General features: G+C 72.4%; 10 protein-coding genes and 1 pseudogene. 3 read left to right on the top strand and 8 right to left on the bottom strand.

What is annotated here, in order from left to right:
* Positions 1-94: 94 nt before the first annotated feature.
* Both ACWD5D_RS28220 and ACWD5D_RS28215 read right to left on the bottom strand, forming a co-directional pair.
* Positions 95-1,708: an amidohydrolase gene (locus tag ACWD5D_RS28220; RefSeq protein ID WP_451375561.1), complete on the bottom strand. Its 1,614-nt coding sequence runs from the start codon at positions 1,706-1,708 to the stop codon at positions 95-97.
* A 122-nt stretch (positions 1,709-1,830) separates the two neighbouring features.
* Complete coding sequence (locus ACWD5D_RS28215) at positions 1,831-2,271, bottom strand: Lrp/AsnC family transcriptional regulator (RefSeq protein WP_451375560.1); 441 nt, start codon at positions 2,269-2,271, stop codon at positions 1,831-1,833.
* 330 nt (positions 2,272-2,601) lie between these two features.
* Here ACWD5D_RS28215 and ACWD5D_RS28210 point away from each other — a divergent pair, with 330 nt between their 5' ends.
* The gene (locus tag ACWD5D_RS28210) at positions 2,602-3,048 is read left to right on the top strand and encodes a hypothetical protein (protein WP_451375559.1); all 447 of its coding nucleotides are present in this window, start codon (positions 2,602-2,604) and stop codon (positions 3,046-3,048) included.
* Positions 3,049-3,070: 22 nt separating this feature from the next.
* Here the strand turns inward: ACWD5D_RS28210 and ACWD5D_RS28205 are convergent, their stop codons facing one another.
* The 6 genes and pseudogenes from ACWD5D_RS28205 to ACWD5D_RS28180 all read right to left on the bottom strand — a co-directional run bounded on the left by ACWD5D_RS28205 (position 3,071) and on the right by ACWD5D_RS28180 (position 9,596).
* Positions 3,071-4,201, bottom strand: a complete 1,131-nt coding sequence (locus ACWD5D_RS28205) for a phosphotransferase family protein (RefSeq protein ID WP_451375558.1) — start codon at positions 4,199-4,201, stop codon at positions 3,071-3,073.
* 10 nt (positions 4,202-4,211) lie between these two features.
* Positions 4,212-5,308, bottom strand: a pseudogene (locus tag ACWD5D_RS28200) (hypothetical protein).
* Positions 5,309-5,649: 341 nt separating this feature from the next.
* A complete protein-coding gene (locus ACWD5D_RS28195) occupies positions 5,650-6,825 on the bottom strand; it encodes an acyl-CoA dehydrogenase family protein (protein WP_451375557.1) in 1,176 nt (391 codons plus the stop codon).
* A gap of 392 nt (positions 6,826-7,217) precedes the next feature.
* Positions 7,218-7,910 (bottom strand): TetR/AcrR family transcriptional regulator, encoded by a 693-nt coding sequence (locus ACWD5D_RS28190; protein WP_451375556.1) that lies wholly within the window; start codon positions 7,908-7,910, stop codon positions 7,218-7,220.
* Between the two features lie 80 nt (positions 7,911-7,990).
* Entirely contained in the window at positions 7,991-8,131 is a 141-nt protein-coding gene (locus ACWD5D_RS28185; protein WP_451375555.1) for an SCO1431 family membrane protein, read from the bottom strand.
* A gap of 100 nt (positions 8,132-8,231) precedes the next feature.
* Positions 8,232-9,596 (bottom strand): peptidase C39 family protein, encoded by a 1,365-nt coding sequence (locus tag ACWD5D_RS28180; RefSeq protein ID WP_451375554.1) that lies wholly within the window; start codon positions 9,594-9,596, stop codon positions 8,232-8,234.
* Between the two features lie 234 nt (positions 9,597-9,830).
* On the opposite strand from ACWD5D_RS28180, the gene ACWD5D_RS28175 reads away from it, so the two are divergent.
* Positions 9,831-10,451, top strand: coding sequence for a hypothetical protein (locus ACWD5D_RS28175; protein ID WP_451375553.1), 621 nt, complete (start codon positions 9,831-9,833; stop codon positions 10,449-10,451).
* Positions 10,452-10,878: 427 nt separating this feature from the next.
* Positions 10,879-12,756 (top strand): AAA family ATPase, encoded by a 1,878-nt coding sequence (locus ACWD5D_RS28170; RefSeq protein WP_451375552.1) that lies wholly within the window; start codon positions 10,879-10,881, stop codon positions 12,754-12,756.
* Positions 12,757-12,767: the final 11 nt, after the last annotated feature.

Below are 12,767 nucleotides of genomic sequence, written 5' to 3'. Positions count from 1 at the left end.
CGCGGACTGGGGCCCCTGGAGGAATTGGACGGAGGATGCGCAGGTCGGGAGACGCAGCGGCGGCGGACGCCCGGCACCGCGCCACCCCAGGAGATCACTCGCCCGGGCGTACGTACACCGTCCGTCCGCCGACCACCGTGCGCAGGCAGACCGGCAGGTCACGGCCCGGGGTCAGATCGGGCAGACCGGGGGTGCCCGAGCGGGGGTCGGTCGACCAGCGGGCCACGCGGTCGTCGGGGGCCTGGACGACGAGTTCGTCCGTGCGCCAGACCGCGTAGTCGGCGGGCGCTCCCGGCACCAGGACACCCGCGTCGTCCCGGCCGATGGCCCGCCAGCCGCCGCGCGTGTGCGCGGTGAACGCGGCGCGCACCGACACCCGGTGTCCGGGGGTCCGGTGGAAGGCGGCGGCGCGGACCGTGCCCCAGGGGTCGAGCGGGGTGACCGGGCTGTCCGAGCCGAACGCGAGGGGTACGCCGGCTCGCAGGAGGGCCGCGAAGGGGTTCAGGGTGCGGGCCCGCTCGGCGCCCAGCCGCTGGGCGTACATGCCGTCCTCGCCGCCCCACAGCGCGTCGAACGCGGGCTGCACGGAGGCGATCAGGCCCAGCTCGGCGAAGGCGGCGACGGACTCGGGGGTGAGCATCTCGGCGTGCTCGACGCGGTGCCGGGCGGCCCGGATCCGGGCGAGGCCGACCTTCTCGGCGGCGATGCGCACGCCCTCCACGACGGCGGTGACGGCGGCGTCGCCGATGGCGTGGAAGCCGGCCTGGAGGCCCGCCTCGGTGCAGGCGAGGACGTGGCCGGCGACCGTGTCGGCGTCCAGGTAGGCGGTGCCGGTGTGGCCCGCGTCGGCGTAGGGCTCGTGAAGGCAGGCGGTGTGCGAGCCGAGCGCGCCGTCCACGAAGAGGTCGCCGGCGGCGCCGGCCGCGCCCAGTGCGCGTGCCCTCGCCACGCCCTCGTCGCCCGCTTCGGCCCAGTAGCCGATCACGCGCGGCCCCGGCAGCTCGGCGGCGAGCCGCATCAGGTCCGTGAAGTCGTCCTCGGAGGAGATCTGCGGGCCGCCGCACTCGTGCACCGAGCCGATGCCGAGGGAGGCGGCGTGCGCCAGGGCGGTGCGCTGGGCCTCTCCGCGCTGGGCGGGAGTGACAGCGGCGAACGCGGCCTCGCGGGCCGCGTGGTGGGCGTCGCGGGTGAGCGGCGCGTCCTCGCGCGGAAGGTCGCCGGGCACCAGGTCCAGCAGGGCGGTGGTGACGACGGCGGAGTGGACGTCGATGCGGGACAGGTACAGGGGGCGCCCACCGGTGGCCGCGTCCAGTTCCGCGCGGGTCGGCGGACGGCCGCCGGGCCAGCGGGCGGCGTCCCAGCCGTGGCCCATCAGGACCCGGTCGCCCGGGCGGGCCGCGGCGAAGTCGCGGACGAGGGCGAGGGCCGCCTCCAGGGACGGCGCGCCCGACAGGTCGAGACCGGTCAGGGCGAGACCCGTGGCGGTGGTGTGCACGTGGGCGTCGGTGAAGGCGGGGGTGACGAGGGCGCCGTCGAGGTCGATCACCTCGTCCACACCGTCGGCGAAGGCGTCCGCGGCGCCCTCCGAGCCGACCCAGGCGACCTGGCCGCGCTCCACCACCATCGCGGTGGCGAAGGGATCGGCGGGGCTGTGGACCTCTCCGCGGCGCAGGAGGACGGTCTGGGGGTCGGCGGACTGCTCACTCATGCCCGACAGTCTCTCGCGTCCGCGGACCCGACCGGGCACCGGGGCGTCCGCGATTCGGATGCCCGGCGGCTGCTCCCCCCGCGCTCTTCCCACGGCGCCGGAGCGTCCCCGGCCGGCGCGCGTCAGATCTTCGGCGGACGCGCCTCGTACGGCGTGGACAGCACGACCGTGGTCCGGGTGGAGACCCCGGCCAGAGAGCGCAGCCGGGTCAGCAGTTCCTCCAGTTCGTGCGGGGTCGCCACGCGCACCTTGAGGATGTAGTTCTCGTCGCCGGCGACGCTGTGGCAGGCCTCGATCTCGTGGACGCCGGCGAGGCGGTCCGCGATGTCGTCGGGGGCGCTGGGGTCGAACGGTTTCACGGAGATGAAGGCGGTGAGCGGCAGCCCCACGGCCTCGGGGTCGACCACCGCGGCATAGCCGCGGATGACACCACGCTGTTCGAGCCGGCGCACCCGCTGGTGCACGGCCGACGTCGACAGGCCCGTGGCCTTGCCCAGGTCTGTGTAGCTCATCCGCCCGTCCTTGACGAGCAGCTGCACGATTTGACGGTCCAGCTCCTCCATGGCGTCAGAACCTACAGTGCGCCTGATCTTCTCGGATACCTCGGCGGCGCAGGTCATACCCGGTTTGTGATGTGCCCGAGAGCGGTCTGTGAGCCGTCCGGGGGATGAAAGGGGACCTTTCCGGGAGATGAACACCGGGGCCTTCGCGCGAACGCGTGGAGGCGGACAAACGGCGCCGCACCGGGCACGTACGCAGGTCGTGTGACGAACGCCACAGTCCTTGGGCGGCCTCCGTGATGCTCTCGTGATTACCCCGGAGACGGGGCGGGAAGTGCTTGCTGTGGTCGAGGCCGCAGTGCCTGACCGGCCCAGTCTTAGGGGGAGAATCCCATGCAGAGTGTCAAGCGCCCTGGTCGTTCCGTGTCCAAGCGCCAGCAGCCGGGCGTCGAGCCCGAGCCGGAGGGCGTCGAACCCGACCTCTTCGAGGTCGAGAACATCGAGACGGACGACGACTACGACACCTTCGAGATGTACCGGGTGATCTGCCCGGACTGCGCGCAGCCCATCGCGCTGCTGGCGGACGAGGAGATCCTTCCGGAGCACGCGCTGTGCGCCTCTCCGTGGAACCCGTTCGGGCTCACGGTCTGTGCGGGCACGGGCCGCACGGCGACGGAGGCACGCCCCGCGGACGAGTCCTTCACTCCGCAGGAGCAGGACACCGCACTGCTGCTGACGCTCCCCCAGGGTCTGGACTGGCGGACGCAGCCCTTCTCGCACGCCGGCGGTCCGGGCTCGCGCCCGATGCGCGTACCGGCGATGCGCCGCCAGGCCGCCTGAGTCCCGAGCGGACCGGCCCGGGTCAGTCCCAGTAGCTGCCCTGCACCATGGCTCGCAGACTGCCGTGGTGCAGGATCAGCGTGTCCGGTTCCGACGGGACGGCGACCTCGCCGAAGTGGGCCTGGCGGTAGGCGATGCGCAACATGACGATCGCGTGCCGCAGGGCGGCGTAGAGGGTGTAGAAGTCCATGTCGCGCGGGGTGTGGCCGGTCAGGCGTGCGTACCGGTCCTCGACCCGGTCGCGCCGCAGGAAGTCGGGCAGTCCGCGCTGCCCGGCGGCGACCGTGAGGTCGTGGAAGAAGCGGTGCAGGTAGACGGTCCAGCCGAGGTCGACCTCGCGCGGGGCGAGGGCCGCCATCTCCCAGTCGAGAACGGCGACCGGGTCGAAACCGTCGTAGACGACGTTCCCGATGCGCGCGTCCCCCCAGCTGAGGACGGGTTCGCCGGGCTCGCGCGGCCACAGCCGCTCCAGCCGGTCGAAGGCGGCCTCGATGAGCGGTGAGGGAGCCCGCCCGTCGATCACCCAGCGGTAGTAGGCCCGTTGGGCGCTGACGTGCCTGCGCAGGGCGTCCCCGTCGCCGGGCGGGGACAGGAACTCGGCTTCCCCGACCGGAACTTGGTCGTGCAATCGGCCGAGCAGTCCGATCGTCGCCGCCTCCAGGTGCTCGCGCTCCGCGTCGCTCGCGGCGTGCAGCCAACTACCCTCGTAGGTGTACGGCATGACGTCCGGCGGCACGCGTCCGGCCACGCGTTCCATGACGAAGAACGGCGCCCCGAGCGGGCCCGGGTCCTCCTCCAGCCACAGCACGCGGGGCACCGGAACATCGGTGTGCTCGGCGACGAGCCGCAGCGTGCGGTACTGGCGGGCCATGTCGTACTCCGGGAAGACGGTGTATGCCGCCGGGTCCGCCGCCAGCCGCAACGCGCAGGAGCGCAAGGGTGGTCGGGGATGCTCGATGTCGAACAGCAGAGTCTCGCTGGACATGCCGTTGGAGGTGGGGACGGTGACGCCGGCGGCCTTCGCTCCGGGCAGCCGGGTGTCGAGCCAGACCGTGAGACGCCGGGCGAGTTCTTCGTGGATGGGGGTCCCCCCGCGCGAGCGAAGTCGAGCGTGGGGGAGGGTGCTGGTGCGGGGACGGGGAGCCGTGGACATCTCGCCCTCCTCAGGGTGCGACCGAGCCGAAGCCGGTGAAGCCGCTCGGGTCGTGGCGACCGAACGAGCCGTGCTCGAAGATGCCGTGGCCCGTACGGCCGTCGAGCCGGAAGCGGGCGGAGTGGTCGGTGACGCCGTAGCCGGCGAGGGTGTGCGGTGCCGTCATGTCGTAGCTGCGGCGGTCGACCCAGCCGCGCCCCTGCCAGGTGCCGTGCTGCCAGTCGTCGGCCGGCGGATAGCCCGCGCCGACCGCGAGCGGTGAGGAGGCCAGGATCTCCACCTCCAACTCGGCCGGTTTACGCGGGTCGCCGAGGTGGACGAGGGCGCGCTCGGGGTGCCGGGTGCCGGAGCGGTAGGTGATCTCGGCCTGGGGCCAGCCCAGTTGGCGGTCCCCGTGGCCGGGGCGGACCAGGGTGGCGTCGTTCAGGGAGCGGTAGCCGTCGGCGTCCTCCTGGACGATGACCATCAGGAAGCGGTCCTCGAAGCGGACCGGGCACCAGATCCAGTGGAAGCCCTCGGCCCGATGGTCCTCGGCGAGCCGGCCGCCGTCCTCGCCGGGCACCGGCCGTACCCCCCAGCTGCGGTCCCGGGTGCCGGTCCAGTCCGCGGCGGCGACCTGGAACTCCTCGCCCCCGGCCCGGATCACCCCCTCGGCCGTGCCCGCCTGCACGAACCGGCGACCCTCCAGGGTGAGCCGGTCGCCACGGCGCTGCAGGTGGTGCGGTTCCCACAGGGCGGGGAAGGCCGCGGTCCAGGTCAGGTCGTACGACAGCTCGTCCTCGCAGACCAGGCGCAGGCGCCGGAGCGGCTCCTGGACCTCGATGCGCAGCGGGCCCACGGTGAGCCGCGTCCGGTCCTCGCCCAGGGCGTCCGAGGCGCGGACGGCGTGCAGGGTGTCCCGGTGCGCAGGGTGGCGTAGGCGTCGATCACACCCAGGTTGGGGTAGACGCCGAGGCCGAGGATGAGCAGGGCGCGGCCGGAGTGGTCGAAGACGTGGAAGATGCAGCGGTCGTAGGCGTTCCGGTCGCCGGTCGCCACGTGCTTCATGGACAGCGGGACCTGGTGGACCGGGTACTCGTCGAGCGGTACGGGACGGTCGTCGGCCATGGACACCCCCTGGAGACGATTTGCTGACGGTACGTCAGACAACCGCAGGAGGCCAGAGAGCCGACGGGACGAGCGTGAACTCACGCTCGATTCCGCCGGGCGGTGACCTGTACGGGAGGCAGCGCGTTGACCAGGCATGACCCCCACGTACACGGCCACCGGGCGTCAGCGCCGGATCTTCGTCCCCAGGCCCGCGGAATCGGTTCCGCCGCCGCAGCCGCAGGACCCGCCGATCTATCGCGAGCTGATGCGCGTCTGGGCCGACCGGGGCCGCGCCCTGCCCGGCCGCCAGGATCCGGAATGGATCAGGCTGGCGGCCCCGACGGTACGCAGGGGGGAGTTCAGCGACCCTCTGGTCCCGCCACGTGACGGGCGATGACCATCCGCTGGATCTGGTTGGTGCCCTCGACGATCTGCAGCACCTTGGCCTCGCGCATGTAGCGCTCGGCCGGGAAGTCGGCGGTGAAACCGTAGCCGCCGAGGATCTGCACGGCGTCGGTGGTGACCCGCATGGCCGTGTCGGTGCAGTGCAGCTTGGCCATGGCGGCCTGCTTGGCGAACGGCTTGCCGGCGTCACGCAACCGGGCCGCCGCGAGGTAGAGGGCCCGGCCGGCCTCGATCTGGGTGGCCATGTCGGCGATCATGAAGCGCAGCCCCTGGAAGTCGGCGATGGGGCGGCCGAACTGCCGCCGCTGGGTGGCATAGCCGACCGCCTCGTCCAGCGCCGCCTGGGCCAGGCCGACGGCGCAGGCCGCGATGCCGAGCCGGCCGGAGTCGAGGGCGGACAGGGCGATGGAGAAGCCCTGGCCCTCCTCGCCGATGCGCCGGTCGTCGCCGACACGGACGCCGTCGAGGTGCACCTGGGCGGTGGGGCTGCCCTTCATACCCATCTTCTTCTCGGGCGCCGCGGCGCTCAGCCCCTCGGCGTCGCCCGGCACCAGGAACGCGGTGATCCCGCGCGGGCCGCTCTCGCCGGTGCGGGCCATGACGGTGTAGAAGTCGGCGATGCCGCCGTGCGTGATCCAGGCCTTGGTGCCGGTGAGCACCCAGCCTCCCCCACCCTCCCGGACGGCCTTGGTGCGCAGGGAGGCGGCGTCCGAGCCGGAGGACGGCTCGGAGAGGCAGTAGGCGCCCAGCAGACCGCCGCCGAGCATGGCGGGCAGGTGCTCGACCTGCTGCTCCTTGGCGCCGTACGCGGCGAGGGCGTAGGAGGCGAGCGTGTGCACGCTGACTCCGAGACCGACGGTGAGGCGGGCCATGGCCAGCTCTTCCAGGACCTGGAGGTAGACCTCGTAGGGCTGGTCGCCGCCACCGTACTCGGCGTCGTACGGCAGGCCCAGCAGGCCGGACTCCGAGAGCAGGGTGAAGACCTCACGCGGGAAGCATCCGGCGTCCTCCTCCTCGGCCGCCTTCGGCGCGATCTCGCGCTGCGCGATCTCCCGGACGAGCGCGAGCAGGTCCCGCGCCTCCTCCGTCGGCAGTTGACGCTCCACCGGCTGCGGGTCGCGGTCGGACATGGCGTCGGTCTCCTCCCTGTTCGGGCACATCGGCGGATGTGCGCCTTGGGTGGGGCGGCTCCGCCTGATCGATCCAGTACGGCCGAAGGCGTCTGCTCCCGGGTCTCGGAAGGGGCTGACCAGCGGCTCTGTGCCGTGAGTATGCCCGATCGGGGACCTCTCGTCACCAGTTAACGACCGCTTACTTCAAGAATCCAGCCGGAACCCCACGGGCGCCGATATTGGTCCGAACCATTGACCTGCCGGTCCGCTCCCGCCCCCGCGAGCGGCGCGCCGATCAAGGCGATGGACGAGGACCGGAAAAGAGGGACGAGGACCGGGGAGCAGACGGCCGGGGCAGGAGGACCACGGGTCCCGTCGCCGGCCGCCGCGCCGCGCCACGCTCCCGGCCGTCACCCGTCCCGGCGGGCCGGCGCGGGGGCCGGGCAGGAGGGGTCCAGCTCCTCGATGGCGCGCAGGACCCCGCCCAGCGTCTTCACCAGCAGCTCGCGCATGGTGTCGCGGGAGAGGTCGGGGCGGTCGATCCAGCCGAGCGTGGCCCCCTCGACACCGCACACCCACGAGAACAGCCCCGTGCGGGCCAGTGGAGTGATGTCGCCGCGGCCGTAGGCGCCCTCGGCGATGGTGTGGACGATCGCCTCGCGGACCCCGTCCCGGATGGCGTGCACCTCGGCGTCGAAGCCCACGCCGCCGCTGACGACGGTGCGGTACGCGGCCTGATGGTGCTCGGCGAAGCGCAGATAGCCGTCGATGGTGCGGTGGACGCGGTCGACGGCGGGCAGCTCGAGGCCGCTCGCGGCGAAGGTGACCAGATCGGCGACGGAGTCCTGGATGATCGCCAGGTAGTAGCCGCGCTTGGACCCGAAGTAGTAGTAGATCAGCCCCTTGGCGACATGGGCCTGCCGGGCGATGTCGTCCATGGACAGCGCGTCGTAGGACGTGTCCGCGAACAGCGTGCGGCCGATGGCGATCAGTTCGGCGCGGCGCACCGCGGAGCGCTCGGTTCCGCGCGCCCCGGTCCGGGCACCCCCCGCGGGAACGGAACCCGGAGATTCGGAGAGAGCGACGGCACGCTGCTGACGCATAGTCAATTTCGACCCTGGTCTGGGAGTCGGCGGGACTTCCGCAGTATGTCAGAACATGCCGCCGGGGTGACCGGGTCGGTTCAGAGCAGGCCGAGCTGTGTCACGAGCATCGCGACCACCACGACCAGGGCCCAGCCCATCGCGTGTTCGAGGATCTTCGGGCCGTCTTCGCGCGGGCCGCCGGTGCGGACGCGGGTGGCGGTGGCCTGGTGTGCGGTCATGGTTTCTCGCAGAGGTCGGACGTACAGAGCGGATTTCCCCACCCATTTGTCCACCTTGCCACCCGCGACGGCGTTTGCGGCGGAGACGTTGCTCACATGGTCAGCGCACACCCACCGCGGCGAGCGCCTTGCGCTGGCGCGGGCTCGGGTGGGCGGGGAAGTACAGATAGCAGACCCCGCCGGTGCCCGAGGAGACCTTTCCGGAGGCGTTGTAGCGCTTGGTCCGCAACCAGATGTTCTCCCACTCACGCCGCAGGTAGACCCGCCGTACGGCGGGATCGTCGGGCGAGGCCGGGTCGTTGGCGATCACGTCGCCGTCCGCCGTGAAGCCGATCACCGTCATCAGATGGCCGGAGGTGCCGTAGCCGGCGCCGGTCAGCTCGGTCTTCAGGAAGGACTGGGACGTTATGGCCGGGATACCGGCCGCGATCAGGGTCTCCAGCTCGGTGAGCGAGGCGAGCCGGGTGACCACGCCCTGGAGGCCCGGGTAGGTGGCCGCGTAGGCGGCGTTGAAGGGCCAGTTGCCGCAACCGCCGTACTGGTAGTCGTAGGTGAAGCGGGCCGCGTGGTCCACCTGCGGGTCGGCGTAGGACGGGTCGACCCAGGACAGCTGCTCGGGGGTGAGCCGGCCGCCCCAGTACTCGACGATCATCTGCGAGGAGGTGGGGCTGCACCAGGCCTCGCCGCCGTTGTCGTACTCCGGGTACTGCCCTTTGTGGATCTCCTGGGAGTACCGCGGGACGGCCAGTTCCTGGGCGAGGCCGGGAGTGGAGGCGGGGACCGTGAAGCGGTCGGGGATGTCGGAGCCCATGGCGCCGAGACGCCAGACCTTCGGAGTGAGATGGGTGCCCGGCGTACGGAAGAGGGTCAGCCGCAGCTGGTACGAGACCAGGCGCAGTCCGCTGCTCGCGTCGTCGATGGCGAAGGTGTCGGTCCAGATGGTGCTCTTGCCGTCGGTCTGGCCGTCGACCGATGTCCGCTTGATGTCCTGGTCGCCGGCCGCCCAGCGGCCCATCACGTACCAGGGGGTGGCGGTGCCGTCGGAGTACGTGCCCCGCAGCTCGACCTGGAGCCAGGTGCCCTCCGGCGTGTGCGCGTTCCAGGAGGCGATGACCTCGGTGGCGGGCACGCTCAGCTGGTGGACCGGGGAGGTCCAGATGGCGTACTCCCAGGTGGCGGTGGCGCCGGTGTGCGGGTCGGTGTAGTCGGTACGGCCCACGGCGGCGCCGATCTCGGCTCCGGGACGCGGGCCCGGGACGGGCCGGACACCCAGGGCGGCGCCGTGGCGCCAGTCACGGTACGTGGTCCAGGCCTGGTAGTCGATGGGCCGGCTCGGGGCCAGTCCGTCGTCGGCGGTCGACGCCGAGGCGGTGGCCGCGGCCGCGGGGGCTGCTCCTGAGGCCACCGCGGCGGCGACGGCGGCGGCGAGAACGGTTCTCCGGGACGGCTGTTGGGCTCTGCTCATGGGCGCGTCTACCCCCAGGTGTGCGCGTCGGGGCTGGTGCGGTGCACGGTGTGTGCGCCAACTATGGAGCAGGCGCAAGGCCCCTGCCAGCACTTCGACGCATGCCGGGCCACCAATTTTGGACTGGACCACTGAAGGGGAAGCGGGCGGCACCCGACCCGTCCGCGCAGGTCCACCGCCCTTAGGCTGTTCCCGGAGAGCCGCACCACACCGCACCACCCCTCGGGATTCGCCATGCACGACCTCGCCGCCCGGCTGCGCGGGCTTCCCCCGTCCCTGGGGCCGGTCCGTCTCGTCGGCGTCGACGGGCACGCCGGCTCCGGGAAGTCGAGCTTCGCCGGCCGGCTGGCCGCCACGCTGGGCGGGGCCCCGGTACTGCACCTCGACGACATCGCCAGCCACGAGGAGCTCTTCGGCTGGACCGACCGGCTCATGACCCAGGTGATCGAGCCCCTCGGCCGCGGCGAGACCGCGCGGTACACCCCCTACGACTGGGTCGCCCGCGCGTTCGGCGCGCCGCGCCCGCTGCCGCCCGCCCCGGTCGTCGTCGTCGAGGGGGTCGGCGCCGGCCGCCGGGCACTGCGGCCGTATCTGGCGCTGCTGATGTGGATGGAGCTGCCCCGGGAGCAGTCCTGGGCGCGCGGGCGGTTGCGGGACGGGGACGAGCAGCGGGAGTTCTGGGACGGATGGGTGCGGGCCGAGCACGCGCACTTCGCCGAAGACCCCTCGCGCCCGCGCGCCGATCTCCTGGTGCGCCAGACGCCTGGGGGGTACGAGATGCTCACGGGGCCCGCGATCGCCCATGGACCGGACCAAGATGTCACCCACTGTGACGGACCGTCGGCAATGTGCTGAACTTGTGAAGACCGCCTCGAGCGAACTTCCGTGAGTGCCTCAACTCCGCTTGACCCGGGGGCCATACAGGTCTTACGTTCTCAATGTGCGGCTTTCGGAGTCGCCCGCGAACGCGAAGCCCCCGGTTGTTCCCCCGTGATCGGGGGCTTCGTTCTGCCCTCAGCCGGTTCTCCGGCCGCCTCGCGCACCGATCCGCTCACCCTCGGTCACCGTTCATGGGTGCGCCCCGTCTGCTCCCACCTCGCCGAACGCCCGGTGCGACACCCTTCGGTGCGCGCACCTCGCACGGGTACGATGCCCTCGGTGCGACCTTCGAGCGGCTGCCTCGCACCTGCAACTCCGGTCCGCGGCACAGCGGTTCGACCGCGGCGACCACCGGGCGCCTGCCCGGTGGCGAACCAACGGGGCTCGGTCTGTGGGGGACGGGATGGACTTCGGCACGCAGGGCCCCGAGGCCCCGGCCGACCTCGCCTGGCTGCGAGGTGTGGACGCCTACACGATGGGGGCCTATCCACAGGCGGAGGAGGAGTTCCGCACCGCGGTCCGGCTGGACCCGGGGATGGCGGACGCCTGGCTCGGGCTGCACGCGCTGCGGGTGGACACGACGACCGCGCTGCTGCGGATGTTCCGGCACCGGGACCGCTTCAGGGAACAGCGCGCCCGGCACCGCAGGACCCTCAACTCCTGGTACTGGCTGGGCTGGTGGGTGCAGCCGGTGCTGGAGAGCCCCCGGGACCTGCTGCTGGCGCACGCCTCGCACTGGCTGGACGGCCGGCACGTCCCGGAGCTGGACCGGGCGCTGGCCGGGCTGCCGCCGGTGGACACCGACCCCCAGGTCCGCTTTCTGCACGCCTGCCGTGCCTACCTGGTCAAGGACTGGGACCAGCTGGTCCGGCACACCGACTCGCTGCTCGACGATCCCCTGCTCGGCATCGAGGCCGGCCTGTTCGGCGGAATGGCCCGGGTGCGGCTGGAGATGTACGGGCAGGCCGAGCCGCTGCTGTCGGCGGCGCTGATGCGATGCCGCAGCGAGCAGCCGCAGCGCAAGGAGCTGCGGTACTGGCTGGCGCGGGCGCACGAGGGCACCGGGCGCAGCGCCGCCGCGCTCCCCCTGTACCGGGCGGTGCACCGGGTCGACCCCGCCTTCATGGACACCTCGGCCCGGCTCGCCGCGATCGCCGAGGGCGACGGGTACGACGATCCCGGCGACTTCGTCGCGATCACGCTGGCCGGCGCCGGGCAGGACGCGGTGGACGGGCCGGACACCCTCGATCCGCTCTTCGGCACCGACGGCCGCGATCTACGGCTGCCGGACCCGGATCTGCCGACCGGGCCGCTGCCGTCGATGCCGTCGGTGTCCGATCCGGGGGTGCGGCTGAAGAGCGGGGTGCCGTCCGCCTCCTCGCCGCTGCCCGCGGGGCCGACCGATCCGGCGCTGCTGGAGGAGGCGCTCGCCGAGCTGGAACGCATGGTGGGGCTCGAGCCGGTCAAGCGCCAGGTCAAGGCGTTGTCCGCACAGTTGAACATGGCGCGGTTGCGGGCCGGGCAGGGGCTGCCGGTGCAGCCGCCGAAGCGGCACTTCGTGTTCTCCGGGCCGTCGGGCACCGGGAAGACCACGGTGGCCCGGATCCTCGGCCGGGTCTTCTACGCACTGGGCCTGCTCGGCGGGGACCATCTGGTGGAGGCGCAGCGAGCCGACCTGGTCGGCGAGTATCTCGGGCAGACGGCTGTGAAGGCCAACGAGCTGATCGACTCCGCGATCGGCGGGGTGCTGTTCGTGGACGAGGCGTACTCGCTGTCCAACTCCGGGTACGGCAAGGGGGACGCGTACGGGGACGAGGCACTGCAGGTGCTGCTGAAGCGGGCCGAGGACAACCGCGATCACCTCGTGGTGATCCTGGCCGGCTACCCGGAGGGCATGGACCGGCTGCTGGCCGCCAACCCCGGCCTGTCCTCCCGCTTCACCACCCGGGTGGACTTCCCCTCCTACCGGCCGCAGGAACTCACCGAGATCGGCAAGGTGCTCGCCGCGGAGAACGGGGACCTGTGGGACGAGGAGGCGCTGGAGGAGCTGCGGTCCATCGCCGGGCACGTGGTCGACCAGGGGTGGATCGACGAGCTGGGCAACGGGCGCTTCCTGCGGACGCTGTACGAGAAGAGCTGCGCGTACCGGGATCTGCGGCTCTCCGTCTATCCCGGGACGCTCTCCCGCGAGGACCTGGCCACGCTGCGCCTGCCCGACCTGATGCAGGCGTACGGGGAGGTGCTGTCGGGGCGGGGACCGCATGATCCGTCGGCGATGTAGGAGGAACCGGA

Source organism: Streptomyces sp. NPDC002520, from assembly GCF_053595235.1.
The sequence above is the reverse complement of the archived record's forward strand: the minus strand, read 5'-3'. Positions and strand labels throughout refer to the sequence as shown.